This window comes from Thauera aromatica K172 (assembly GCF_003030465.1).
Taxonomy (GTDB): domain Bacteria; phylum Pseudomonadota; class Gammaproteobacteria; order Burkholderiales; family Rhodocyclaceae; genus Thauera; species Thauera aromatica.
The window spans coordinates 527706-552648 of the sequence record NZ_CP028339.1 but is presented as its reverse complement, the minus strand read 5'-3'; the positions used below and the strand labels follow the sequence as shown (position 1 = coordinate 552648).

Below are 24943 nucleotides of genomic sequence, written 5' to 3'. Positions count from 1 at the left end.
GAGAGAATCATGGTCGATCCGCGCATGCTGACCGAACCGGTCCACCCCCCGTACGCAGCCGAGGGCAGCCTGCTCAAGCGTCTCGCCGCCGAAGCCTGGGACCACCTGTGGCCATGGAGCCGCAGCGCCTTCCAGCGCCAGCGCGCGGTACAGGCGGCGAGCCTGGCGCTCGCCGCCGCCGCCAGCGTGGCCTGGGTGCTGGCGGCGATGGGCCAGCTCAGCGCCGGCACCATCATCGGCTGGTGGTTCGGCTGGAGCGTGTTCGAAGTGCTGGTGCGCCTGGGCGCCAAGCCCTACGTCAAGGAAGGGCCGTGGTGGGGGCGGCGTTACCGCCGCGCCAGCCGCATGGACATGGTGTGCTACGTCGGCTTCAAGAACCTGCTGATCGGCGCCGCCCTGTTCATCGGCCTCAAATCGGCCGGCCTGCTGCTGCTCTGAGCCCAGCGATGTCCCCCAACCACGTCCGGCGCCTGCGCGCACTGGCGGCCGGCCTGCTGCTCGTCGCGCTCGGCCTCGTCACCGCCGGCGACACCCTGGCCGCGACGCTGCGCGTGCGCGCGGGGGAGTCGATCCAGGCCGCGATCGAGCGCGCCCAGCCCGGCGACGTGATCGAGATCGAGCGCGCACGCTATGCCGAGAACCTCCTCATCGCCAAGCCGCTGACCCTGCGCGGGCTCGACCGGCCGACGATCTCGGGCGGCCTCAAGGGCGACACCATCCGCATCACCGCCGAGGACGTCACCATCGAAGGCCTGATCGTGACCGACTCGGGCGACAGCCTGCGCGACCAGAACGCGGGCATCTACGTCTTTCCCGGCTCGCACCGCGCCATGGTGCGCAACTGCGACCTCAGCTACAACCTGTTCGGCCTGTGGATCGAGAAGGCCAACGACGTGCGCATCGAAGGCAACCTGATCACCGGCAAGCGCGACTACCAGTCCTCGCAGCGCGGCAACGGCATTCAGCTCTACAACACCCACCGCGCGCAGATCCTCGGCAACAACATCAGCTTCGTGCGCGACGCGCTCTACGTCGATGTCTCGCACGACGCCGTGTTCCGCGCCAACCGCCTGCACCACAGCCGCTACGGCACGCACTACATGAACGCCTACGACAACGTCTGGGAAGGCAACGACACCTGGATGAACCGCGGCGGCCTCGCGCTGATGGAAGTGCGCCGCCTCACCGTGCGCAACAACCGCGCCTGGGCCAATTCGGATCACGGCATCATGCTGCGCACGATCCAGGACTCGACCATCGAAGGCAACGTCGTCGCCGGCAACCAGCGCGGCTTCTTCATCTACGATGCCGAATACAACACCCTGCGCGGCAACACCGTGGTCGACAACGTCGTCGGCGTGCACCTGTGGGCGGGCTCGAAGAACAACGAAGTCGAAGGCAACGACTTCATCCTCAACCGCGAGCAGGTACGCTACGTCGGCGCCCGCGACCTGCCCTGGGGCGAGCAGGCGGGCAACTACTGGAGCAACTACCTGGGCTGGGACCGCGACGGCGACGGCGCCGGCGACGTCCGCTACGAGGCCAACGACCTCGTCGACCGCCTGTCCTGGCGCCACCCGCTGATGAAGCTGCTGCTCGCCAGCCCGGCGGTGCAGACCCTGCGCCTGGTGGGCCAGCAGTTCCCGCTCTTGCGCGCACCGAGCATCGTCGACCCGAACCCGCGGATGCTGCCGCACAACCCCGACTGGAGCCAATGGCGTGGCCGACACTTCCCCCGCCCCCAATGACGCCGCCGCGCCGCTGATCGCGGTGCGCGGCGTGCACAAGCACTACGGCCCGATCCGCGCCGTCGACGGCGTCGACCTGGAAATCCGCTGCGGCGAGCTGTTCGGCCTGATCGGCCACAACGGCGCCGGCAAGAGCACGCTGTTCAAGATGATGCTCGGCCTCATCCCCGCGACCGCGGGCGAGATCCGCATCGACGGCGCCGGCGTCGGCACCGGCGGCGAATTCCGCGCGGTGCGGCGCAAGCTCGGCTACCTGCCGGAGAACGTCGTCCTCTACGACAACCTCACCGGGCTCGAGACGCTGCAGTTCTTCGCCCGCCTCAAAGGCGTGCCCGCGGCGCGCAACGGCGAACTGCTCGAACGCGTCGGCCTCGCCCACGCCGCCCGCCGGCGCGTCCGCGAATACTCCAAAGGGATGCGCCAGCGCCTCGGCTTCGCCCAGGCCCTGCTCGGCGACCCCAAGCTGCTGTTCCTCGACGAGCCCACCACCGGCCTCGACCCGGAGGCGATCCGCGGTTTTTATACGATCCTGCGCCAGTTGAAGAGCGCCGGCGTGACCATCGTCATCACCTCGCACATCCTCGCCGAGATTCAGGAGCGCGTGGACCGGCTGGCGATCATGGCCGCAGGCAAGGTCCAGGCCAGCGGCACCGTGCAGGCGCTGCGCGAGCAGATGGACCTGCCGCTGTGGTTTGCCGTGCGCGTGGCCCCGGCCGACTTCGCCGCGGTACGCGCCGCACTCGGCCACCTGCCGGTGGGCGCGGTCGAGGCGCGCGACGACCACGTCGCGGTGCAGTGCCGGCGCGAAACCAAGATGGCGGTGATCGCCGCACTCGCCGGCCTGGGCGACACGGTGCTCGATCTCACCGTCCACGAACCTTCGCTCGAAGACGTGTTCTTCGGCTTTTCCGACTGAAAGGAGCAGGCATGGAGTTCGCGCAGATCGCCGCCATCGCCGGCAAGGAGTTCTGGGACCGCATCCGCAACCGCTGGGTGCTGGCGGTGGCGCTGGTATTCACCGCATTCGCGCTGTCGATCGCTTACTTCGGCGCGGCCCAGCAGGGCACGGTGGGTTTCCGCTCGATCGAAGTCACGATCGCCAGCCTGGTCAGCCTGGTGATCTACCTGATCCCGCTGATCGCGCTGCTGCTGGGGTTCGACGCCATCGTCGGCGAGCGCGAGCGCGGCTCGCTCGAACTCCTGCTGTCGATGCCGATCACCCGCGGCGAGCTGCTGCTGGGCAAGTACCTCGGGCTCGCCGCGGCGCTCGCCTTCTCCACCGTGGCGGGCTTCGGCCTCGTCGGCCTGGTGCTGTCTGCCCAGCTCGATCTGGCCGCACTGTTCCACTACTTCGGCTTCATGGCGAGCTCGGTGCTGCTCGGCTGCGCCTTCCTCAGCCTGGCGGTGATGCTGTCGGTGTTCGCTGCCGACCGCACCCGCGCTTCGGGACTGGCGATCGCGCTGTGGTTCTTCTTCGTGCTCGTGTTCGACCTGCTGCTGCTCGGCGCGCTGGTGCTGAGCGGCGGGCAGTGGGGCGGCGAGGCCCTGCCCTACCTGCTGCTGCTCAATCCGGCCGACGTGTTCCGCATCCTCAACATCTTCAGCCTCGACGACGTGCGCACCCTGTACGGGCTGTCCACCGTGTTTCCGCCGGCGCTGGCCCGCCCCGGGCTGCTCGGGCTGGTGATGGCGGGTTGGATCGTCGGCCCGCTCGCGCTCGCCGCCTGGCGCTTCCGTCGCTGAGTCACCACCCCACGAGAAACGGAGAACCTTTTCATGTGCACCCATCAGCGCTGCCTTTCCCGCCGCCGCTTCCTGCTCGCCGCCGCAGCGAGCGGCCTGCTCGCCGCCTGCGGCCAGGGCGACGGCGGCAAAACCGCGGTCGTCGCACTCGAAATCGAGCCCGGCACCAGCTGCGCCCTCGACGGCATGCTGCTCGCCGACTACCCCGGCCCCAAGGCGCAGATCCACTACACCGGGGTCACCGAGCCGGACTGGTTCTGCGACACCGTCGAGATGTTCAATATCTACCTCAATCCGGAACAGGCGCGGGCCATCGCAGCGATCTTCGTCCAGGACATGGGCCAGGCCGAGTGGAACGCCCCGCAGGGCCACTGGATCGACGCCAAGGCCGCATTCTATGTTTTCGGCTCGAAGCGCCTGGGCTCGATGGGCCCGACCGCCGCCTCTTTCGCCCGCGAGGCCGACGCGCAAGCCTTCGCCACCGAACACGGCGGCAGCGTCCTGCGCTTCGACGAGGTCACCCCCGACCACGTCGTCCTCGACGGCGGCGCCCTCCACGACCAGAGGATGTAAGGACCATGGACTCGATCTACGACGCCCTTTCACCGGACACCGCCGCCGAAGTGCAGCAACTCGCGCGCCTGATCTACGAGACGCGGGAAAACCGCCGCGCGGTGCTCGCCGCCGCCGGCGCGAGCGATCCCGCACAACTGATCGAGCGCATCGCCGCCGGCGAACTGGCCGAGCACCCGGCCTACGAGCACTACCTCGCCGCCCGCATCCTCGCCGACACGCACCAGGCCGCACGCCAGGCCATGGCCCAGCGCCTGCAGGAGGTCAACGGCCGATGAACCTGCACCCCCTGCTCGCCGAGCACATTGCCGCCGACTGCGCCGAGGCGCTCGCCTGCCCGCCGCGGCTGACCCAGGACGCCCTCGTTCTGGACCTGAACAACGGCGTGTCGCTGACCATCCGCTATGCGGCGGCCGATGCCTATTCACTGCGCTGGCGCATCGACCCGGCGCCGGAAGGGGTGGAGCTGGGCATCGACACCGCGCCGACCCATCCCGCGCTGGCAACGGTGCCGAACCATTTCCACCGTGCTGACGGCAGCATCGTCGCCGATCCGGTCACGCGCACCGACGCCCCCCCGGAGGACAACCTGCGCCGGCTCGTCGTCGCCCTGCTGCGCGATCCGCAGCTCGGCGGCGGCCAATGAGCGCCAGCAACCCGATGCGCAGGCTGCTGCTCGCCGGCGCCGTGCTGGCAGCAGGGGCCGGTGCCACGCTGTTCTGGCAGCACGGCCAGCGCGAGGCGAACGCCGTCGAGCCGCCGATCGACGATGTCTGCGTGGTTCCGCCGGCGACCCGGCCTTCCGCCCACGCCTACGACCCGGCCTCCGGGCGCGGCATCCATGAAGCGCGCCCGATCCCGACCGACGCCCGCTGCGCGGTGTGCGGCATGTATCCCGCGCGCTTCCCACGCTGGGCGGCGCAGCTGATCTTCGCCGACGGCGCCGCCCATTTCTTCGATTCGCCGGTCGATCTGTTCATGTTCCTCGCCGATCCCCGCCGTTTCGGCTCGACGCGCGACGCAGGGGAAGGCGCCGCACGCTACGTCGCGAACTTCGACGATGGCCGCTGGCTGGATGCGCAGACGGCGAGCTTCGTCCTCGGCTCCAGCATCCGCGGCCCGATGCGCGGCCCCGACCTGCCCGCGTTCGCCGACGCGGCCGCTGCCCAGGCCTTCATTGCCAGACACGGCGGCCGCCTGCTGCACTTCGACGAGGTCGATCTCGCGGTCGTCGACGGGCTGCGCAGCGCCAACCACGCCCATCACACCCACTGAAGGCGAACCCGGCGTCGCGCCGCGACGCCAGTGCCGTCGTTACCCTGGCCGTCAACGCGAACAGGGCCCCGCAGGGCCCTGTTCGCGCTACAAACGGGAAACGCGTCCGGCTTACTTCGACTTCGCCACCATGTAGTCGACCGCGGCCTTGACTTCGTCGTCGCTCAGCGAAGTGCCACCACCGCGTGCCGGCATCATTCCCTTCGCGCCGGTGAAGCCCTCGAGCGCATGCTTGTAGAGCGTTTCCTCGCCCTGGGCAATGCGCGGCGCCCACTCGTCCTTGTTGCCGGGCATCGGCGCGCCGGCCACACCGGCGGCGTGACACAGGGCACAGACCTTCTTGTACACCCCTTCGCCGACGGCATTGGCCGGAGCGGCAGGAGCGGCCGCAACCGGGGCGGGGGCGGGAGCGGCGGCAGGCGCGGCAGGCGCGGCAGGCGCACCCGAATCGGAACCACCACATGCGGCCAGCAGGACCGAAACCGCCGCGGCGAGAAGGAAGGGGGATTTGTTCATGGATAATCTCCGTTTTATCATGTGCAATCGCCGCATGGGCACGGCGAATCTTTTGGACACTAGCAGTTATCGGCGGAAATTGACTTGATGGGAATCAAATAGATCGTGTCGTGACCCGACCTCGATCACGCCATACGCATATGACTTCCAGTTCCCGCCTGTATGCTGGCCGCTTCGCTCCCTCACCCACCGGGGCGCTGCACTTCGGCTCTCTGGTCGCCGCCGTCGGCAGTTTTCTCGAGGCCCGCAGCCATCAAGGACGCTGGCTGCTGCGCATCGAGGATATCGACACGCCGCGCTGCGTCCCGGGCGCCGCCGAGGACATCCTCGCCACGCTGGAGCGCTTCGGTTTCGAATGGGACGAGGCCCCGATCTGGCAAAGCCGCCGCGGCGAAGCCTACGAAGCCGCGCTCGAGCAGCTGAAGGCAAGCGGCTTCGCCTATCCCTGCGCCTGCACCCGGCGCGATCTGGCCGCCGCCCCGGCCGCGCGCGACGGCTCGCGCCGCTATCCCGGCACCTGCCGCGACGGCCTGCCGCCCGGGCGCAGCGCGCGCGCCTGGCGCGTGCGCGCCGATGGACGGATCCACTTCATCGACGCGGTGCAAGGCCCGCAGGAGGTCGATCTCGCCGCCGACGCCGGGGACTACATCATCCGGCGTGCGGACGGGCTGTTTGCCTACCAGCTCGCGGTCGTGGTCGATGACGCCGCAGCCGGCATCACCAACGTGGTGCGCGGCGCCGACCTGCTCGATTCGACCGCCCGCCAGATCCACCTCCAGAGCCTGCTCGGCGCACCGCGGCCGGAGTACGCCCACCTGCCGCTGGCGACCAACATCGCGGGCGAAAAACTCTCCAAGCAGACGCTGGCGCGCGCCATCGGCGACCGTCCTCCAGCCGCCGCCCTGGTGGCCGCACTGCGCTTTCTCGGCCAGAATCCCCCCGACGCCCTCGCCCATGCCTCCCTCACCGAGCTCTGGCAGTGGGCGCAAGCCCATTGGTCACTTTCTGCCGTGCCGCGCTGCCGCCAGGCGGTCGCCAGCGGCTTTTGCTGAACCCGGGTGCGGCGCCCCCCGTGCAAGGCTCGATGCCCGGTCGTAACCGGACCTGCCGCCCGCCTCCCGAACCGTTTTCCCAAGGACCCGCCACAATGCACCCGAACGACATCAGCGCCAATACCGCAGCCATCCGCCGCCTGCTCCAGGACAGCCGCAACATCGCGGTCGTCGGCCTTTCGCCCAAGCCCGCGCGGCCGAGCAACGAAGTGGCGCACTATCTGCGCGCCGCCGGCTACACCATCCTCCCGGTCAATCCGCTCCACGATGAGGTCATGGGCGAACGATGCTATCCGAGCCTGCACGACGTTCCCCGGCCGATCGACATCGTCGACATCTTCCGCAAGCCCGAAGACGTGATGCCGATCGTCGACGAGGCGATCGCTGTCGGCGCCCGCAGCGTCTGGTTCCAGCTCGGCGTGATCGCCCCGGAAGCGGCGGCCAGGGCCGCAGCCGCCGGCCTCGCAGTGGTGATGGATCGCTGCACCAAGATCGAGCATGCGCGCCTGCTCGCGCGCTGAACGCGTCAGTGCCGGCCGCGGTAGCCGGCGATCCCGATCCCCAGGCGCAGCAGCTGGTAGGACAGCCAGCTCAGGGCGCGGCGCAGGATCGGCTGGCGGCGCCAGTCGGCGGCCTTCAGCTCCTGGGCACCAGAACGGATCGCCGCCTCCAGGCTCGCCTGCAGCGCGCCGGCAAAGGCGGTGTCATCGACCACGACGTTCGCTTCACGTGCCATCAGCAGGCTGAAAGGGTCGATGTTGCTCGAGCCCACGGTCGCCCAGTGGCCGTCGACCACCGCAACTTTGGCGTGCAGGTGGCTGCGGTGATACTCGAACAGGCGGATGCCGCGCTCGAGGAAAAACGGGTACAGGGCACGGGTCGCGTAGGCCTGCATCGGATGGTCGGACACCCCTTGCAGGAGCAGGGTGATGCGCACTCCGCGCGCCGCCGCCTCGGCGAGCGTCTGGCGGAAACGCCGGCCGGGGAAGAAATAGGCGTTGGCAATGACGATTTCCTTTTCTGCGCGGGCGATCGCCTCGAGGTAGGCGTCTTCGATCGCGCGCCGGTAGCGCAGATTGTCGCGCAGCACGAAAGCGGCGCGGATGGTGCCGGCCGGAGCACCGCACGGCGGCGCCAGTAGCGGAAGAGCTTCGCGCCGGCGAAAGCTCGCCCACGCCACCAGCCGCCACAGGCGGTGGGCCGAGGCGACGATCGGCTCGAGCAGCGGCCCTTGCACATGGACCGCGTAGTCGTAGCGCGGATGCGGACCGCCCCCCGGCTCGAAGTCGTCGACGATGTTGATCCCGCCGACAAAGGCCTCCCGGCCATCGACCACCACGAGCTTGCGGTGCAGGCGGCGCAGGCGGTGGCGGCGCAGCGACAAGGGGCGCAGTTCGCGGCGATAGACCAGCACCTGCACTCCGGCCGCAGCGAGTTCGGCCATCAGCCCGGCGACGAAGCTGCGCGCACCGAAGCCGTCGACCATCAGCCGCACCACCACGCCGCGGCCGGCCGCACGACACAGGGCCGCGGCGATGCGCCGCCCGATGCGGTCGTTCTCGAAGATGTAGCTCTGCAGGAAAAGCTCGCGCCGGGCGCGGTCGATCGCCGACTCCAGCGCAGGAAAGTATTGCTCGCCGTTTTCCAGCAGCGCCACCGCGTTGCCGGCGAGGAAGCGCATCAGGACACCGGCTCCAGGTCGGCGGTGAGCGCGGCGTGATCCGAAATCTGCGCCCATGGCGCGCCGTAGTGCACCTGCGCCTGGCGGACGCGGAAGCCGCGCACGTAGATGCGGTCGAGGCGGAACAGCGGCAGCGTGCTCGGATAGCTGCGCGCCGGCTGCCCGCGACCGCTGCCGAACACTTCGGTGAGGCCGAGGCGGCGGCCGATCAGCTCGTCGGCCCGGTTGCGCCAGTCGTTGAAGTCGCCGGCGATGATCAGCGGCGCATTGCCCGGCGCCAACTGCTCCATGCGCTCGGCGAGGGCAGCCATCTGCCGCCGCCGGCTGCCGGCAATCAGCCCGAGGTGTACGCACACGCAGTGCACCGGCGCCTGGAAGCGTGGCAGCTCGATTTCGCAGTGCAACAGGCCGCGGCGCTCGAAACGGTGGTCGGAGACGTCCTGGTTGGCGGTGCTGAGGATCAGGTGACGGCTGAGGATGGCATTGCCGTGGTGGCCATGATCGTACACCGCGTTGCCGCCATAGGCGGTCTGCTGCCAGGCGTCTTCAGCGAGGAACTCGTGCTGCGGCTGCAGCGGCCATTCCGGGTGGCGCGCCGGATGCCCCAGGTGCAGGCCCTGCACCTCCTGCAGGAAGACGAGATCGACGTCGAGGCTGCGCAGGCGTTCGCGCAGTTCATGCACCACCATGCGGCGGTTGAACTGCGAGAACCCCTTGTGGATGTTGTAGCTGCACACGCGCAGCGTCATGGCTGCCCGCCCCGGCGAAGCGCGGCCTCAGGACACCGCGAGCATGCGGTCGAGGGCGATGCGGGCAAGCTCGGCCTCGTGCGCGGGCACCTTGATCTGATTCACCACCTTGCCCTCGGCGAGGTTTTCCAGCGTCCACGCCAGGTGCTGCGGGTCGATGCGCTGCATCGTCGAGCACATGCACACCGTGGGCGCCATGAACTCCACGGTCTTGCCCTGCGGCTTCATCTCCTCGGCCAGCCGGCTGACGAGGTTGAGTTCGGTGCCGACCAGCCAGCGGGTATTCGCCGGCGCCGCGGAAATGGTGTTGATGATGTACTCGGTGGAGCCGACGTAGTCCGAATTGCGACAGACCTCGAGGCTGCTCTCCGGGTGCGAGATCACGAAGCCGTCCGGATGCTGCTTGCGCCAGCGCTCGATGTGGGCGGGCTGGAACATCTGGTGCACCGAACAATGCCCCTTCCACAGCAGGACCTTGGCGTTGTGGATCTGCTCGGGCGTGAGGCCGCCGTATTCGAGGTCGGGGTCCCACACCACCATCTGTTCGAGCGGGATGCCCTTCTTGAAGCCGGTCCACCGCCCCAGGTGCTGGTCGGGGAAGAACAGCACTTTCTCGCGCCGGGAAAACGCCCAGTCGAGGATCGTCGGCGCGTTGGTGGAAGTGCACACGATGCCGCCGTGCTCGCCGCAGAACGCCTTCAGGTCGGCCGCGGAGTTGATGTAGGTCACCGGCGCGACCCGCTCGTCGGGCGCGCCGAGCACTTCGCCCAGCTCGCGCCAGCAGCGCTCGACTTTCGCGAGGTTGGCCATGTCGGCCATCGAGCAGCCCGCGGCGAGGTCGGGCAGGATCGCGATCTGGCTCGGCTTGGACAGGATGTCGGCGACTTCGGCCATGAAATGCACGCCGCAGAACACGATGTACTGGGCATCGGTCTGCGAGGCCAGACGGGCAAGCTTGAGCGAGTCGCCGGTGAGGTCGGCATGCTGGTAGACATCGGCGCGCTGATAGTGATGGCACAGCAGCACCGCCTTGTCGCCGAGGCGGGCGCGGGCGGCGCGGATGCGCGCCTGGGCCTCGTCGTCGGCGAGCACGTTGAAGCGATCGAAGCTGATGGTGGCGGCTTGCATGATGCGAATCCTGCTCCTGGAGGAATTTCCGTTGTCTCGGTGGAATTTCGGACCTGGCGGCAGACACTGCGTTCCGCCGGCGAAGCCCGCGCGATCGGTCAGCCCTGGTGCCAGGGCAGGCCGGCATGGCGCCAGCCGCCGCTGCGGTTGCGCTGGCCATTGGCGTCACGGTCGCCCTCGAAGCCTTCGAGGACGTTGTAGCAGTTGCCATAACCGGCGGCGCAGGCGGCCCGCGCCGCCGAATCGGAACGCACGCCCGAGCGGCAGAGGAACAGCACCAGCGCCTCGGAATCGACCTGGTGCTTGAGCTGCGCCATGAAGTTCGGGTTGTCCTGCATCGACGGATAGGATTTCCATTCGATTTCGACCGCGCCGGGGACGCGCCCGACCCAGTCGAGCTCGGCGCGGGTGCGCACATCGACCAGCCTGGCGCCGGGAGCGAGCTGCCACACTTCCCAGGCTTCGCCCGGCGTCAACGCGCCCTGATAGGGCAGACCGAGACTTTCGGCGCGCTCTTGCGCGAGGGACAACAGATCCGACAGGGTTCCCATTCGAACATCCGTCTAGAATTGCGAATTGCCGAAGTATAGCGCGTCCGCCCCACCGTTCCCCATGCCCCTCCCCGCCCCCATCGTCCCCTCCCCGCGCCCCGGCGACACCGACGCCGCACGCAGCCGCGGCATCCAGCGCGCGACGCTGATCGCGATCGTGACCAATGCCACCCTCACCCTGGGCCAGATCGTCATCGGCCTGTTCGCCAACGCCTTCAGCCTGGTCGCCGACGCCGCCCACACCCTGTCCGACCTGGTGACCGACTTCATGGTCCTGATCGCCGGACGGCGCGGCGCGGATCCGGCCGACACCGCCCACCCTTACGGCCACGACCGTATCGAGACGGTCACCACGATGGTGCTGGGCGCCGTCCTCGCCGCGGTCGGCATCGGATTCCTGTGGAGTTCGGGCGTCCGCCTGCAGAACATGGCCGCCGCGCCGCCGCTCCACCCCGCGGCGCTGGCGATGGCGCTGCTCACCCTGGCCGCCAAGGAAGGCTTGTTCCGTTTCACCCTGGCGGCCGCACACCGGCTGCGGGCACCGATGCTCGAAGCCAACGCCTGGCATGCGCGCTCGGACGCGGCCTCTTCGCTGGTCGTGGCCGCCGGCATCGGCGGCAGCCTGGCGGGCTACCCTTTTCTCGAACCGCTCGCCGCTGCCGTGGTCGGCTTCCTGATCCTGAGCATGGGACTCAGGCTGGCGTGGAAAGCGGTCCGCGAACTGATCGACACCGGCCTGCCGGAGGAAGAACTCGCCCGCCTGCGCCACACGATCGAAACCACGCCGGGAGTGATCGGCCTGCACGACATGCGCACCCGGCGCATGGCCGGCCGCGTGCTGTGCGACGCCCACGTCCAGGTCGACCCCCGGCTCACCGTGTCCGAAGGCCACCGCGTCTCCGACGAGGTCTATCTGCGGGTGCGCAACGCCCATCCGGAAGTCCGCGACGTGCTGGTGCACATCGACCCCGAGGACGATGCCGACCTGCAGGCCGCGCCCCCCGGCCCGCTGCCCGAACGGGCCGAGATCCTGGAGGAGGTGCGCGCGCTGCTGGGCGCCGACGCGCCGGCACCGAAACGGGTCCAGATCCATTACCTCGGCCAGCGCGTGGAAGTCGAAATCATCCTCCCCGCGCCGCTTCCCCCTGCGGCGCTGGACGCCCTCGCCCGGCGCCGGGAAGCCTGCCTCCGCTCCCACCCCCGCTACCGTGCAATCCGCGTCTATTGCCAGCTCGCACCATGACGGGGCGCGACGCCTTGCAAAAGCACCGATATGGTGCGCACGGCGTCGCCAACCGGCACCGCTTTCGGGCATTTCCCTTGTGGCACAATGTCCGACGAACTAAAACGAACTTGGCACGCTTAGTGCTTAAACCTTTTCACCCGAATCCGGCGCATCGCCCTCCGGCCGCTGCTCCACCCGCTCAACGCAATCAAAACGCCTCATCTCACCAGGAGTGAACATGAACGCCCAAGACGTCATGAAGCTGATCCAGGAAAACGAAGTGCGCTTCGTCGACCTGCGCTTTACCGATACCCGTGGCAAGGAGCACCACGTCGGCCTGCCGGTTTCGGCCTTCGAGGAAGATCACTTCGAGCACGGCCACCCCTTCGACGGCTCTTCCCTGGCGGGCTGGAAAGGCATCCAGGCGTCCGACATGGTCCTGTTGCCCGAAGCCGGTTCGGCCTACATCGACCCCTTCTTCGACGAAACCACGCTGGTGCTGACCTGCGACGTCATCGAGCCGTCCGACGGCAAGGGCTACGACCGCGACCCGCGCTCGATCGCCAAGCGCGCCGAGGCCTACCTGAAGAGCACCGGCATCGGCGACACCGCCTTCTTCGGCCCCGAGCCCGAGTTCTTCATCTTCGACTCGGTCGAATGGTCGGTCGACATGTCGGGCGTGTACAGCAAGATCATCTCCGAAGAGGCCGCCTGGTCCACCGCCGACAAGTTCGAAGGCGGCAACACCGGCCACCGTCCGCGCGTCAAGGGCGGCTACTTCCCGGTGCCGCCGGTCGACAGCCTCAACGACGTGCGCGCCGCGATGGTGCTCGCGCTCGAAGCCTGCGGCGTGCCCGTCGAAGTGCACCACCACGAAGTGGCCAACGCCGGCCAGTGCGAGATCGGCACCAAGTTCAGCACCCTGACCCAGCGCGCCGACTGGACCCAGGTGCTGAAGTACATCGTGCATAACGTCGCCCACCAGTACGGCAAGACCGCCACCTTCATGCCGAAGCCCATCGTCGGCGACAACGGCTCCGGCATGCACGTCCACCAGTCGATCTGGAAGGACGGTCAGAACCTGTTCGCGGGCAACGGCTACGCCGGCCTGTCGGAGACCGCGCTGTACTACATCGGCGGCATCATCAAGCACGCCCGCGCGCTCAACGCGATCACCAACCCCGGCACCAACTCGTACAAGCGCCTGGTGCCGCACTACGAGGCCCCGACCAAGCTGGCCTACTCGGCACGCAACCGTTCGGCCTCGATCCGCATCCCCTACGTTGCCAACCCGAAGGGCCGCCGCATCGAGGCGCGCTTCCCGGACCCCCTGGCCAACCCCTACCTGGCCTTCTCGGCGCTGATGATGGCGGGCCTGGACGGCATCCAGAACAAGATCCACCCGGGCGATCCGGCCGACAAGAACCTGTACGACCTGCCGCCGGAAGAGGACGCGCTGATCCCGACGGTGTGCACCAGCCTCGACCAGGCACTGGAGTATCTCGACAAGGACCGCGAGTTCCTCACCCGCGGTGGCGTGTTCTCGAACGACTTCATCGACGCCTACATCGCGCTCAAGATGGAAGAAGTCGACCGCATGCGCATCACCACCCACCCGGTGGAGTTCGACATGTACTACAGCCTGTAATCTCCGGATTGCACCGCGGTCGAAAAGGACGGGCATTGCCCGTCCTTTTTTTCTGGGGTCTAATCGGCCTTCATTCCGCAAGGGGCGGGGAGTCCACCGGACGGCCCAGATGCCGGCGGCTTCCCGGAAACACGCATGCGATCGTTCCGACTCCTTCCGCTGTTCCTGTTTGCGAGTGCGAGCACTCTGGCTCACGCCGAGGTCTACAAGTGCATCGACGCCAGCGGCCGGGTGACCTACACCAACGATCCCACCCTGGCACGCAACTGCGTCCGCCTGCAGTCCGACCAGGCCGTCTCCTCGGTGCCGGCCCCGGCGTCACGCCCGGCCGCAAGCGCCGCACCGGTGGCCGCCTTTCCGCGGGTCAATCCGGCCGACCAGCGCGCACGCGACGACACCCGGCGCCAGGTCCTGGAGAACGAGCTGAGTACCGAGGAAAACGCGCTCGCCGCAGCCGAGAAGGCGCTCGCCGAACAGGAAGCGGTCCGTTTCGGCGGCGAGCGCAACTATCAGAAGGTGCTCGACCGCCTGCAGCCGTTCAAGGACAAGGTCGAACTGCACAAGCGCAACATCGAAGCGCTGCGCCGGGAGATTTCCGCTCTTCGATGACCCCGGCCTGGCGCGTATCTTGCATGTCGATTGGAAGACTCCCAGGACGCGCTCATGTCACCTCCTCCTTCCGCCAGTGGCCCTTTCGCCGGACTCGAGCTACTGTCTTCCGCCGTCGTCCTCGTCGATGAACGGCTGCTCATCCGCTACATCAATCCCGGCGCGGAAAACCTGTTCGCGATCAGCCAGCGCAAACTCCTCGGCCAGCCGCTCGCCCGCCTGCTCGGCACCCCGCCCGGGCTCGGCGCCGCCCTCGACAACGCCCTGCGCACCAACTGGAGCTATACCGGGCAGGACCTGACGATCGGCCGCAGCGGCACCGAACCGATCCGGCTCGACTGCACGGTGACCCCGGTGGAAGCCGCCGGCGTGCGCCTGCTGCTCGAGTTCCGCCCGATCGATGCCCAGCTCCGGGTCGCCCGCGAGGAGCAGCTGCTGCACCAGCAGCAGGCCAACCGCGAGCTGATCCGCAACCTCGCCCACGAAATCAAGAACCCGCTCGGCGGCATCCGCGGCTCGGCCCAGCTGCTCCAGCACGAACTCGACGACCCGCAGCTGCGCGAATTCACCGACGTCATCATCGCCGAAGCCGACCGCCTGCAGGAGCTGATGAACCGCCTGCTCAGCTCCCACTGCATGATGCGGCCGGCGCCGCTCAATCTCCACGACGTCCTCGAGCGCGTGCGCCGGCTGATCCTCGCCGAGTTCCCCGCCCTCGACATCGAGCGCGACTACGACCTCAGCCTGCCCGAGCTCACCGCCGACCGTGAGCAGCTGATCCAGGCCGTGCTCAACATCGTGCGCAATGCCGCCCAGGCCCTCGGCGGCAGCGGCGAGATCCGCCTGCGCACCCGCATCGCCCGCCAGGTCACGCTCGCCAAGCGCCGCTACAAGCTGGCACTGGAATTGCAAGTGATCGACAACGGCCCCGGCATTCCGGCGGAGATCCGCGACAAGATCTTCTATCCGCTGGTCTCGGGGCGGGACGACGGCAGCGGACTGGGACTCTCCCTGGCGCAGAGCTTCATCGAGCAACATCAGGGCATGATCGACGTCGATAGCCGCCCGGGGCGGACCTGCTTCACGATCCTGCTGCCGATTACCGACCGCGCCTGAACGCGCTTGCGGCCCGCCTGCCCGGCCGCAAACACGTTCACGACGCACCACAATAGTGCATACGAACATGAATACGGTCTGGATCATCGATGACGACCGCTCGATCCGCTGGGTGCTGGAAAAAGCCCTCGACCGCGAAGGCATCGGCCACCTCAGCTTCAGCTCGGCGCTCGACGCCCTCGCCGAACTCGAGCGCGCGCCGCAGCCTCCCGCGGTGCTCCTGTCCGACATCCGCATGCCCGGCGAATCCGGCCTCGACCTGCTGGCGAAGGTGAGAACCCGCCACCCCCAGCTGCCGGTGATCATCATGACCGCGTATTCCGACCTCGACAGCGCGGTGGCGGCGTTCCAGGGCGGTGCGTTCGAATACCTGCCCAAGCCCTTCGACGTCGATCAGGCGGTGGCGCTGGTGCGACGCGCCCTCGAACAAGGCGCGCACCACAACGGTGCAGCCGAGGAAACTCCGCTCGCCCCGGAAATCCTCGGCCAGGCGCCGGCGATGCAGGAAGTGTTCCGCGCCATCGGCCGCCTCGCCCACTCCCACGCCACGGTGCTGATCAACGGCGAGTCGGGCAGCGGCAAGGAGCTGGTCGCGCGCGCCCTGCACCGCCACAGCCCGCGCCGCGACGCCCCCTTCATCGCGATCAACACCGCGGCGATTCCGCGCGACCTCCTCGAATCCGAACTCTTCGGCCACGAGCGCGGCGCCTTCACCGGCGCCGCCACCCAGCGCCGCGGCCGCTTCGAGCAGGCCGACGGCGGCACCCTGTTCCTCGACGAGATCGGCGACATGCCCGCCGAGTTGCAGACACGGCTGCTGCGCGTCCTGTCCGACGGCCACTTCTACCGCGTCGGCGGCCAGCAGCCGATCCGCGCCAACGTCCGGGTAATCGCCGCGACCCACCAGGATCTCGAAGAGCGCGTACACCGGGGCCTGTTCCGCGAAGACCTGTTCCATCGCCTCAACGTCATCCGCCTGCGCCTGCCGCCGCTGCGCGAACGCCACGAGGACATTCCGCTCCTGGTGCGCCATTTCCTCCAGCGCAGCGCGCAGGATCTCGGCGTCGAGCGCAAGCGCATTTCCGACGCCGCAATCGAGTACCTGCAAAGCCAGCCCTTCCCCGGCAACGTCCGCCAGCTCGAGAACCTGTGCCACTGGCTGACGGTCATGGCGCCGGCCCAGGTCGTGGAAGTGGCCGACCTGCCGCCGGAAATGCGCGATCAGCCCGGGCGCGAAACGCCGACGAGCTGGCTCGAAGGCCTGGGCACCGAAACCGACCGCCTGATCGCCGCCACCCCCGGCAAGGTGTTCGAGCGCCTGACCCACGAGTTCGAGCGCACCCTGATCCGGCGCGCCCTCGCCGCCACCGGCGGCCGCCGCATCGAGGCCGCCCACCTGCTCGGGATCGGCCGCAACACCATCACCCGCAAGATCCAGGAACTCGGCATGGACGAGGAGCGCGGCGCGGACGGCGGCGACACTCCGCACTGAAGCCGGCGTACCGCCGCCGGGCCGGGAGCCGGCGGCGGTGCGGGCGCCCGCCCTTGCGCCGTCCGCGCCCCGGGCTGTTCCGCGCCCGGGCTCGTGTGCCGCCGCGGGATGACGGATAATGCCGCTTCCGCTTTCTCCGCCGGATCCCTGTCTTGCCGCCCGCCGCCCCTTCGTCCCCCGCTCTGCCGTCGATGCCCCCCTCGCCGTCGATGTCCGCCTCGCCCCAGGCCGGCGAACACCTCGACGCCCTCGCCGCCCGCCTCGGCAGCCTGGCGCGCGCGTTCGAGGTGCGCTGGGTGGCCGAGTGCGCTTCGACCAACAGCGCGCTGCTCGACGCCCCGCCGGCCGACGACGGCCGTGTCCATGTGCTCGTCGCCGACCGCCAGAGCGCCGGGCGCGGCCGCCGCGGCCGGCCGTGGCTGTCGTGGGACGATGCCAGCCTGACCTTCTCGGCGCTGTGGCGCTTCCCCCCCGGCACGCCGCAGCCGGCCGGGCTGTCGCTGGTCGCCGGCCTGGCGCTCGCGCGCGCGCTGGAGCGCCTCGGCGTGCCCGGCGTGCAGCTCAAGTGGCCGAACGACGTGCTGGTCCACGGCGCCAAGCTCGCCGGCATCCTGGTCGAATTGCTCCCCGCGCGCGGGCGCGCCCTCACTGCGGTGATCGGCATCGGCATCAACCTGCGCCTGCCGGCGGACATCGATCTACCCGCAGCGATCCCGGTCACCGCGCTCGACCGGGTTCTCGAGCAGCCCCCCGGCCACCCCCTGCCGACCCGCAGTGCGGTGCTCGCCGCCGTGCTCGGCGAACTCCACCCGCTGCTCGACATTTTCGCTGCAGCCGGTTTCCCCCCCCTGCGCAGCGCCTGGCAGCAGCGCAACGCGTTCGCCGATCTGCCGGTCTGCATCCACGGTGAAAACGACACCCTCACCGGCCTCTGCGCCGGCGTCGACGTCGATGGCGCCCTGCTCCTGCGGACCGGACACGGCGTCCAGCGCGTGCTCGCCGGCGACGTCTCGCTGCGCCCGCTGCCGCCCGGAGCCGGCGCATGATCCTGCTCATCGACGCCGGCAACACCCGCGTCAAGTGGCGCGTCGTCGCCGCCGCCGAGCCGCTGCAGGCGGTCGACGAAGGGGCGCTCGCGCACGACCGGCTCGCCGCCCTCACCACCGCACTCGCTGCCGTCCGCAGCCGCCATCCCGGCCTGCGGCGCGCGTTCGGCTGCAACGTCGCCGGCACCGAAGTCGCCGCCGCGATCGCCCGCGCCTGCGCCGGACTGGCCCTCGACTGGCTGCGTCCGAGCGCGGCATGCGGCGGCGTGCGCAACCTCTACGAGGCCCCGGCCCGGCTCGGCGCCGACCGCTGGGCCGCCCTCATCGGCGCCCACCGCCTGCACCCGCACGCCTGCCTCGTGGTGAGCGCCGGTACCGCGACCACAGTCGACCTGCTTACCGCCGACGGCGACTTCCTCGGCGGCCTGATCCTGCCCGGGGTCGAACTGATGCAGCAGGCCCTCGCCCACGGCACGGCCCAGCTGCCGCTGGCCGAAGGCCGCTTCACGCCGATGCCGCGGCGCACCGTCGACGCCATCCGCTCGGGTTGCCTGCAGGCCCAGGCCGGCGCCGTCGAGCGCATGTTCCGCCAGATCGCCGGCGAACCGCAGGCGCTGTGCCTGCTCGGCGGCGGCGCCGCCGACAGTTTCGCCGGGCTGCTCGAAATTCCGCTGCGCCGGGTGGACAACCTGGCGCTGTCCGGCCTCGGCGCGCTCGCTGCCGCACACGACGAACACTGAACCACAACGCATCCGCGATGGGAGAACACACGATGGAAGCCACCCGCATCCTGCTCGACGCCGCCGACATTCCGACCCACTGGTACAACGTCGTCGCCGACCTGCCTACCCCGCCCGCACCGCCGCTGGGCCCCGACGGCAAACCGGCCACCCCCGAGCAGATGGGGGCGATCTTCCCCGGCGCCATCCTCGAACAGGAAATGAGCGCCCAGCGCTGGATCGCCATTCCCGAGGAAGTGCGCGAGATCTACCGCCTGTGGCGGCCCAGCCCGCTGGTGCGCGCGGTGCGCCTGGAACAGGCGCTGGGCACCCCGGCGAAGATCTTCTTCAAGTACGAAGGCGTCTCCCCGGCCGGCTCGCACAAGCCCAACTCGGCGGTGCCACAGGCCTATTACAACCGCCAGGCCGGAATCAAGCGCCTGACCACCGAGACCGGCGCCGGCCAGTGGGGTTCGTCGATCGCCTTTGCCGGCCAGATGTTCGGGCTGGAGGTACGCGTCTACATGGTCAAGGTCAGCTACGGGCAAAAACCCTATCGCCGGCTGATGATGCAGACCTGGGGCGCGGAAGTGTTCGCCAGCCCGTCCGCGCTCACCGACACCGGCCGCCGCCTGCTCGCCGAGGACCCGGACAACCCGGGCTCGCTCGGCATCGCGATCTCGGAAGCGGTAGAAGAGGCCGCCAGCCGCGCCGACACCAACTACACCCTGGGCTCGGTGCTGAACCATGTGGTGCTGCACCAGAGCATCATCGGCCTCGAAGCGAAGAAGCAGTTCGACAAGGTCGGCCTCTACCCCGACATCGTCATCGGCCCCTGCGGCGGCGGATCGAGCTTTGCCGGCATCGCCTTTCCCTTCCTCGCCGACCGAGCCGCCGGCGACCGGCGCGCGCAGGACCTGCGCTGCATCGCGGTCGAACCGAGCTCGTGCCCGACCCTGACCAAGGGCCAGTACGCCTACGACTTCGGCGACGCGTCGGGCTTCACGCCGCTGATGAAGATGTACACGCTGGGCCACGACTTCATGCCGCCGGGCATCCACGCCGGCGGCCTGCGCTACCATGGCGACTCGCCACTGGTATCGCAGCTGTTCCACGAAGGCCTGATCGAAGCCGCCGCCGTGCCCCAGCTCGCCACCTTCGAGGCCGGCGTGCAGTTCGCCCGCGCCGAAGGCATCATCCCGGCGCCGGAGTCCTGCCATGCGATCCGCGCGGCGATCGACGAGGCGCTCACGTGCAAGGCGCGCGGCGAAAGCAGGACCATCCTGTTCAACCTCACCGGCCACGGGCATTTCGACATGAGCTCGTTCGAGCGCTACTTCTCCGGTCAGCTCGAAAACTACGACTACCCGGCCGACGCGGTCGCCGCCTCGCTCGCCCATCTGCCCCGGCTGGGCTGACCAAGGCCCGCCGGCAGAGGCTGCCGCGCGGGCAAGACCGGACGAACGACGAACGTGCGCTTCCTGATCATCCTGCTGCTGTTGCTCAACGCCCTCGCCCTCGCCGCCATCCGCGGCGGGCTGGGCGGCGCCGCTGCGCGCGGCGAAGCGGAGCGTCTCGCCGCCCAGCTCGCCCCCGAGCGCATCCGCCTCGCCGGCGATGCCGTGGCCCAACCCGCCACGAATGGCGGCGGCACCGAAGCCGCCCCCCGCACAGCGGTCCCGGCCACCGACGGGCTGCCGCCTGCCGAAGAAGCGGGACTCGCCGCCGCGGCCGACGATGAGCCCGCCGACGATGAGCCCGCCGACGATGAGCCCGTTGCCGGGAGCGACGCAGCCGGCAACTCCGCCCCACCACCTCCCGCCTGCCTGGCCTGGGTCGAGCTCGGCGAGGAAGAGGCCGCACGGCTCGCCGACCGGCTGCGCCAGCAGGGAGTGGAGCCCGTTCGTCACGCCGACAGCCGGATCGAAGCCTGGTGGGTGCGCATCCCCCCCGCGCACGACCGCAGCGCCGCCGAACAGCGCCAGCGCCGGTTGCACGCCCAGGGCATCCGCGACACCTTCATCGTCCAGGAAGCCGGTCCCAGCCAGTTCGCGATCTCGCTCGGGGTCTTCAAGACCGAACGCCGCGCCCACCGGCTGCGCGACCAGCTCTACGCCAAAGGCATCGGCGACGCCGCCATCGAACCGCGCCCCAAGACCGTCTACCGGATCGAAGCCCGGCTTCCGCCCGCTGCCGGATCCGCCGCCGGATCCACTATCGAATCGGCGGCGGACGGCTTCGAGCCGCACCGCCGGAGCTGCGATGCCCTCCCCCCGCACACCGACTGAAGCACGGCTACTCCCTATGTCCGAACCTTCCTTCCGTCCTTTCATTGTCGGCCTCACCGGCGGCATCGGCAGCGGCAAGAGCGCAGCGGCCGAGCGCTTCGCCGCACTCGGTGCGAGCATCGTCGACACCGACCAGATCGCACATACCCTGACCGCAGCGGGCGGCGGCGCCATCGAGGCGATCCGCCGCAGCTTCGGCGACGCTCTGATCGCCACCGACGGCAGCCTCGACCGGGCGGCGATGCGGGCACGGGTGTTCGCCCAGCCCGCGGCGCGACAACAGCTCGAGGCCATCCTCCATCCGATGATCCGCGCCGAAAGCGCGCGCCTGTGCTGCGCGGCCAGCGGCCCCTACGTGATCCTCGCGGTTCCCCTGCTGGTCGAGTCGGGCAGCTATCGCGAGCGCTGCGACCGCATCTGCGTGGTGGACTGCCCCGAAACCCAGCAGATCGAACGGGTGATGGCGCGCAGCGGCCTGCCCGAGAGCCAGGTCCGGGCGATCATGGCGGTGCAGGCCAGCCGCGCGGACCGTCTCGCCGCAGCCGACGACATCATCGACAACAGCGGCTCGCTCGCCGCCCTCCAGCGCCAGGTGGACGCCCTGCACTCGGCCTACTGCGCCGCCGCCGCGCGCCCTTGAGGCGGCGGCGCGGCGGCCGGCGGACGACAGGCGCTGTGCTATCATCGGCCGAATTTTCGAGGGCGCGAAACTTGCGGATAGAGTGCAGTGATTAGCTACGAATATCCTCTCAACGAACGCATCCGCACCCTGCTGCGTCTCGAGGATCTGTTCCTGAAGCTCGGGCACTTCTGCGCCAACGATGCCCCGCAGGACCATCACGTCGCCCTGTTGACGATCTTCGAGACGCTGGAAGTGGCGGGGCGCGCCGACCTGAAGGTCGACCTCGTGCAGGAGCTCGAACGCCAGCGCCAGATCCTGATGTCCTTCCGCGACAACCCCGACATTTCGGAACAAGCCCTGTCCGGCGCACTCTACGAAATCGAGCAGGCTTCGTCCGGGCTGCTGGCGATGGCGGGGAAGATCGGCCAGTACCTGCGCGAAAACGAATGGCTGATGGGCATCCGCAGCCGCGCCGCGATTCCCGGTGGCGTGTGCCAGTTCGACCTGCCCTCCTACCATTACTGGCTGAACCGCGACCCCGAGGCGCGGCGCCGCGACCTGGCGACCTGGATACAGCCGATGACGCCGATCCGCGACGGCATCGAGATCGTGCTGCGCCTGCTGCGGGCGAGCAGCCGCCCCGAAACCCACCTCGCGCGCAACGGCGCCTTCCAGCTGACGATGGCCGGACGCAGCGCGCAGATGGTGCGCCTGCGCCTGGCCCCGGCCGAAGCCGCGGTGCCCGAAATCAGCGCCAACAAGTACGCACTGAACATCCGCTTCATGCTCCCGGAAACGATCGCCCGCCCGCGCCAGGCCGAGCGCGACGTTTCCTTCGAACTCGCATTCTGCAGCTTGTGACGCCTTCCCGCCCGCCCTCCCGTCCATTGCCGCGCACATGCCGGCCCTCTCCATGAGCCCCGCAATGAACGACACGATCCGCACGGTCACCTGCCCCGGCTGCGGGAAAGCGGTCGCCTGGCAGGCCGCAAGCCGCTACCGGCCGTTCTGCTCGGCCCGCTGCCGCCAGCTCGACCTCGGGGCCTGGGCCTCGGAGGCGTACCGCGTCCCGACGTCGCCGCCGGACGGCGACAGCGCCGGCGGCGATCAGCACCTCCCCGACAGCAGCGCGGGCCGCTGAGGCCGAATGCTCACTCCGCCGCCGCCCAGGCCCCGCGGATCGCGGCGATGCCGTGGGCACCGGCGTCCCGGGCCGGCTCCATGTCTCGTTCCCCCAGCCCTCCCAGGGCGAACACCGGCACCGGCAGACCGGCCGCCAGACCGGCGAATCCCGGCCAGCCCAAGGCCGGCGCACCGGGATGGGTCGTGGTCGGCCGCACCGGGCCGAGGAGCGCGTAATCCAGCCCGAGGGCGGCCGCATGTTCGAGCTCGGCGCGCGAATGGCACGAAGCCCCGACCCATTCGAATCCGGGCCGGGTACACGTTGCCATCAGGCGATCCGCCGGCAGGTGAACGCCGTCCGCGCCGATGCGCTGCGCCAGCCCGGCGTCGGTGTTGATCAGCAGCAGTCCGCCGCGCGCATGAACGCGCGCCAGCGCCGCGCACGCGAAGTCTTCGCGCGCCGCCGGGTCGAGCCCGCGCTCGCGCAGCTGCACCAGCCGCAGTCCGCGCTCCAGCGCCCGCTCGAGCGCGGCGAGTTGGGCATCGACGCCGACTTGCGCCGCCTGGGTGATGCCCATCATGCGCGGCAGGCGCAGCGCTTTCAGGATCGGCCCGTTGGCCGGCAGCATCGGCTCGGGGGCCGCCTCTCCGGGGCGACGCCAGGCCAGCGCGCTGTGTACCTTGTCGTCGAGCTCGCCTTCCCAGGCGACCACCTCGAAAAAGTGCAGGCGCACGTGGGCGTGCTCGTAGCGATGTTCGCGCCGCAGCCAGGGACGCAGGCGGGTGACGCGGATGCCGAGTTCCTCGTCGAGCTCGCGGCACAAGGCCTGCGCCGGCGTCTCGCCCGGCTCGACCTTGCCGCCGGGGAACTCCCAGTAGCCGGCATACACGGTATCGGGCGCGCGCTGGCCGAGCAGATAGGCGCCGTCGGCGCGCAGCAGCACACCGGCGGCCACCTCCACCCGCTTGTGCGTCATCGCCCACACCCCTCGTCTTCGAGCCGGCCGGCGTGGTCGCGGGCGAACTGCCAGGCCACCCGCCCCGAGCGCGAGCCGCGCATCAGCGCCCACTGCAGCGCCTCCTGACGGGCGGCGACGATCGCCTTTTTCGGCACGCCGAACGCCTTCAGCCAGTGCGCCACGATGTCGAGATACTGGTCCTGGGTGAAAGGATAGAAGGAGACCCACAGGCCGAAGCGTTCCGAGAGCGAGATCTTCTCCTCCACCGCCTCGCCCGGATGGACTTCACCATCGAGGTGACGCGCCTGCAGGTTTTCGTCGTGGTACTCGGGCATCAGGTGGCGGCGGTTCGAAGTCGCATAGACCAGGACGTTGTCCGACAGCGCCGACACCGAGCCGTCGAGCACGCTCTTCAAGGCCTTGTAGGCATCCTCGCCCTCCTCGAAGGACAGGTCATCGCAAAACAGGATGAAGCGTTCCGGACGGCCGGCGAGGAGGTCGACGATGTCGGGCAGGTCGACGAGGTCGGCCTTGTCCACCTCGATCAGGCGCAGCCCCCGTGCTTCGTACTCGTTGAGCAGCGCCTTGACCAAGGAAGATTTGCCGGTTCCGCGGGCACCGGTCAAGAGGACGTTGTTGGCGCGACGCCCGGCGAGGAACTGCCGGGTGTTGCGGTCGATCCGCGCTTTTTGCTCATCGACATCGTGCAAGTCTTTGAGGGCGATGCGATGGGGCTGGCGTACCGGCCGGAGCTCGCTGCGGCCGTGGCGGCGCTGCCAGCGGAAAGCGGTCGCCGCGGCCCAGTCGGGGGCGCGCAGCGGCCCGGGCAAGAGGGCTTCGAGGCGCTCGAGGACACGTTCGGCGCGGCTCAGCAGATCTGCGAATTCATTCATCGTCGTGCTCGTCGGAGTCGTCCCGGCGGGTCCGTCCGCGCCGGGAGCGCTTCGGCCACGTGCTCCAGACCATCAGCGCGAGCAGCAGCAGGGCGAGCCCGGCCTCGAGCAGGATCAGCCACATCGCGCGCCTCCGGGCTCCGGTCCGCGACCGGATATACTGGAAAATTGAACGTTTTCGAGTTTAA

30 protein-coding genes are annotated in these 24943 nt (G+C 69.4%); 22 read left to right on the top strand and 8 right to left on the bottom strand.

Annotation, left to right across the window (positions count from 1 at the left end):
• The first annotated feature begins 9 nt into the window (after positions 1-9).
• Genes Tharo_RS02710 through Tharo_RS02675 form a run of 8 tightly spaced genes read left to right on the top strand, consistent with a single transcriptional unit; the run spans position 10 to position 5339 of the window.
• Positions 10-438: a transcription regulator gene (locus tag Tharo_RS02710; RefSeq protein WP_107219901.1), complete on the top strand. Its 429-nt coding sequence runs from the start codon at positions 10-12 to the stop codon at positions 436-438.
• Positions 439-446: 8 nt separating this feature from the next.
• Positions 447-1748, top strand: coding sequence for a nitrous oxide reductase family maturation protein NosD (locus Tharo_RS02705; protein ID WP_107219900.1), 1302 nt, complete (start codon positions 447-449; stop codon positions 1746-1748).
• Entirely contained in the window at positions 1720-2664 is a 945-nt protein-coding gene (locus tag Tharo_RS02700) for an ABC transporter ATP-binding protein (RefSeq protein ID WP_107219899.1), read from the top strand. Before Tharo_RS02705 ends, Tharo_RS02700 begins: the two co-directional genes overlap by 29 nt.
• Before the next feature lie 11 nt (positions 2665-2675).
• Positions 2676-3491 carry an ABC transporter permease gene (locus Tharo_RS02695; protein WP_107219898.1) on the top strand — a complete coding sequence of 272 codons (816 nt, stop codon included), beginning with the start codon at positions 2676-2678 and terminating at the stop codon, positions 3489-3491.
• A 33-nt stretch (positions 3492-3524) separates the two neighbouring features.
• Positions 3525-4064 carry a nitrous oxide reductase accessory protein NosL gene (locus tag Tharo_RS02690; RefSeq protein ID WP_107219897.1) on the top strand — a complete coding sequence of 180 codons (540 nt, stop codon included), beginning with the start codon at positions 3525-3527 and terminating at the stop codon, positions 4062-4064.
• Positions 4065-4069: 5 nt separating this feature from the next.
• Positions 4070-4342 carry a hypothetical protein gene (locus tag Tharo_RS02685; protein WP_107219896.1) on the top strand — a complete coding sequence of 91 codons (273 nt, stop codon included), beginning with the start codon at positions 4070-4072 and terminating at the stop codon, positions 4340-4342.
• Complete coding sequence (locus tag Tharo_RS02680) at positions 4339-4710, top strand: toxin-antitoxin system TumE family protein (protein WP_107219895.1); 372 nt, start codon at positions 4339-4341, stop codon at positions 4708-4710. The genes Tharo_RS02685 and Tharo_RS02680 overlap by 4 nt, the downstream gene beginning before the upstream one ends.
• Positions 4707-5339: a nitrous oxide reductase accessory protein NosL gene (locus Tharo_RS02675; RefSeq protein WP_107219894.1), complete on the top strand. Its 633-nt coding sequence runs from the start codon at positions 4707-4709 to the stop codon at positions 5337-5339. The genes Tharo_RS02680 and Tharo_RS02675 overlap by 4 nt, the downstream gene beginning before the upstream one ends.
• A 111-nt stretch (positions 5340-5450) precedes the next feature.
• Here the strand turns inward: Tharo_RS02675 and Tharo_RS02670 are convergent, their stop codons facing one another.
• The gene (locus Tharo_RS02670; RefSeq protein ID WP_107219893.1) at positions 5451-5855 is read right to left on the bottom strand and encodes a c-type cytochrome; all 405 of its coding nucleotides are present in this window, start codon (positions 5853-5855) and stop codon (positions 5451-5453) included.
• Between the two features lie 140 nt (positions 5856-5995).
• On the opposite strand from Tharo_RS02670, the gene gluQRS reads away from it, so the two are divergent.
• Both gluQRS and Tharo_RS02660 read left to right on the top strand, forming a co-directional pair.
• Positions 5996-6907, top strand: a complete 912-nt coding sequence (gene gluQRS, locus Tharo_RS02665) for a tRNA glutamyl-Q(34) synthetase GluQRS (protein WP_107219892.1) — start codon at positions 5996-5998, stop codon at positions 6905-6907.
• 95 nt (positions 6908-7002) lie between these two features.
• The gene (locus Tharo_RS02660) at positions 7003-7428 is read left to right on the top strand and encodes a CoA-binding protein (RefSeq protein WP_107219891.1); all 426 of its coding nucleotides are present in this window, start codon (positions 7003-7005) and stop codon (positions 7426-7428) included.
• A gap of 5 nt (positions 7429-7433) precedes the next feature.
• Here Tharo_RS02660 and clsB read toward each other — a convergent pair whose 3' ends face one another.
• The 4 genes from clsB to Tharo_RS02640 all read right to left on the bottom strand — a co-directional run bounded on the left by clsB (position 7434) and on the right by Tharo_RS02640 (position 11016).
• Positions 7434-8588: a cardiolipin synthase ClsB gene (gene clsB / locus Tharo_RS02655; RefSeq protein WP_107219890.1), complete on the bottom strand. Its 1155-nt coding sequence runs from the start codon at positions 8586-8588 to the stop codon at positions 7434-7436.
• On the bottom strand, positions 8588-9337 hold the full coding sequence (locus Tharo_RS02650; protein WP_107219889.1) for an endonuclease/exonuclease/phosphatase family protein: 750 nt from the start codon (positions 9335-9337) through the stop codon (positions 8588-8590). Before Tharo_RS02650 ends, clsB begins: the two co-directional genes overlap by 1 nt.
• Before the next feature lie 27 nt (positions 9338-9364).
• Positions 9365-10465, bottom strand: coding sequence for a quinolinate synthase NadA (nadA, locus tag Tharo_RS02645; RefSeq protein ID WP_107219888.1), 1101 nt, complete (start codon positions 10463-10465; stop codon positions 9365-9367).
• A gap of 98 nt (positions 10466-10563) precedes the next feature.
• The gene (locus Tharo_RS02640; protein ID WP_107219887.1) at positions 10564-11016 is read right to left on the bottom strand and encodes a rhodanese-like domain-containing protein; all 453 of its coding nucleotides are present in this window, start codon (positions 11014-11016) and stop codon (positions 10564-10566) included.
• Positions 11017-11077: 61 nt separating this feature from the next.
• Between Tharo_RS02640 and Tharo_RS02635 the strand changes: the two genes are divergently transcribed.
• The 12 genes from Tharo_RS02635 to Tharo_RS02580 all read left to right on the top strand — a co-directional run bounded on the left by Tharo_RS02635 (position 11078) and on the right by Tharo_RS02580 (position 22922).
• Positions 11078-12259 carry a cation diffusion facilitator family transporter gene (locus Tharo_RS02635; RefSeq protein ID WP_107219886.1) on the top strand — a complete coding sequence of 394 codons (1182 nt, stop codon included), beginning with the start codon at positions 11078-11080 and terminating at the stop codon, positions 12257-12259.
• Positions 12260-12479: 220 nt separating this feature from the next.
• Positions 12480-13889: a type I glutamate--ammonia ligase gene (gene glnA / locus Tharo_RS02630; protein WP_075147033.1), complete on the top strand. Its 1410-nt coding sequence runs from the start codon at positions 12480-12482 to the stop codon at positions 13887-13889.
• A 135-nt stretch (positions 13890-14024) separates the two neighbouring features.
• Positions 14025-14498: a DUF4124 domain-containing protein gene (locus tag Tharo_RS02625; protein ID WP_107219885.1), complete on the top strand. Its 474-nt coding sequence runs from the start codon at positions 14025-14027 to the stop codon at positions 14496-14498.
• A 54-nt stretch (positions 14499-14552) separates the two neighbouring features.
• Complete coding sequence (glnL, locus tag Tharo_RS02620; protein WP_107219884.1) at positions 14553-15614, top strand: nitrogen regulation protein NR(II); 1062 nt, start codon at positions 14553-14555, stop codon at positions 15612-15614.
• 67 nt (positions 15615-15681) lie between these two features.
• Positions 15682-17106 (top strand): nitrogen regulation protein NR(I), encoded by a 1425-nt coding sequence (gene ntrC, locus Tharo_RS02615; RefSeq protein WP_107219883.1) that lies wholly within the window; start codon positions 15682-15684, stop codon positions 17104-17106.
• Positions 17107-17315: 209 nt separating this feature from the next.
• The gene (locus Tharo_RS02610; protein ID WP_107219882.1) at positions 17316-18152 is read left to right on the top strand and encodes a biotin--[acetyl-CoA-carboxylase] ligase; all 837 of its coding nucleotides are present in this window, start codon (positions 17316-17318) and stop codon (positions 18150-18152) included.
• A complete protein-coding gene (locus Tharo_RS02605) occupies positions 18149-18892 on the top strand; it encodes a type III pantothenate kinase (protein WP_107219881.1) in 744 nt (247 codons plus the stop codon). The genes Tharo_RS02610 and Tharo_RS02605 overlap by 4 nt, the downstream gene beginning before the upstream one ends.
• 32 nt (positions 18893-18924) lie before the next feature.
• The gene (locus Tharo_RS02600; protein ID WP_107219880.1) at positions 18925-20289 is read left to right on the top strand and encodes a TrpB-like pyridoxal phosphate-dependent enzyme; all 1365 of its coding nucleotides are present in this window, start codon (positions 18925-18927) and stop codon (positions 20287-20289) included.
• A 54-nt stretch (positions 20290-20343) separates the two neighbouring features.
• Positions 20344-21159, top strand: a complete 816-nt coding sequence (locus Tharo_RS02595) for an SPOR domain-containing protein (RefSeq protein ID WP_107219879.1) — start codon at positions 20344-20346, stop codon at positions 21157-21159.
• A gap of 16 nt (positions 21160-21175) precedes the next feature.
• Positions 21176-21799: a dephospho-CoA kinase gene (gene coaE / locus Tharo_RS02590; protein ID WP_107219878.1), complete on the top strand. Its 624-nt coding sequence runs from the start codon at positions 21176-21178 to the stop codon at positions 21797-21799.
• A gap of 87 nt (positions 21800-21886) precedes the next feature.
• Complete coding sequence (gene zapD, locus Tharo_RS02585) at positions 21887-22642, top strand: cell division protein ZapD (RefSeq protein WP_107219877.1); 756 nt, start codon at positions 21887-21889, stop codon at positions 22640-22642.
• Between the two features lie 64 nt (positions 22643-22706).
• Positions 22707-22922, top strand: a complete 216-nt coding sequence (locus tag Tharo_RS02580; protein ID WP_107219876.1) for a DNA gyrase inhibitor YacG — start codon at positions 22707-22709, stop codon at positions 22920-22922.
• A 10-nt stretch (positions 22923-22932) separates the two neighbouring features.
• Here the strand turns inward: Tharo_RS02580 and Tharo_RS02575 are convergent, their stop codons facing one another.
• Genes Tharo_RS02575 through Tharo_RS18065 form a run of 3 tightly spaced genes read right to left on the bottom strand, consistent with a single transcriptional unit; the run spans position 22933 to position 24879 of the window.
• Positions 22933-23880, bottom strand: a complete 948-nt coding sequence (locus Tharo_RS02575) for a Nudix family hydrolase (RefSeq protein ID WP_107219875.1) — start codon at positions 23878-23880, stop codon at positions 22933-22935.
• Positions 23877-24755: an ATP-binding protein gene (locus Tharo_RS02570; protein WP_107219874.1), complete on the bottom strand. Its 879-nt coding sequence runs from the start codon at positions 24753-24755 to the stop codon at positions 23877-23879. Before Tharo_RS02570 ends, Tharo_RS02575 begins: the two co-directional genes overlap by 4 nt.
• Complete coding sequence (locus tag Tharo_RS18065; protein WP_281257418.1) at positions 24748-24879, bottom strand: hypothetical protein; 132 nt, start codon at positions 24877-24879, stop codon at positions 24748-24750. The genes Tharo_RS02570 and Tharo_RS18065 overlap by 8 nt, the downstream gene beginning before the upstream one ends.
• Positions 24880-24943: the final 64 nt, after the last annotated feature.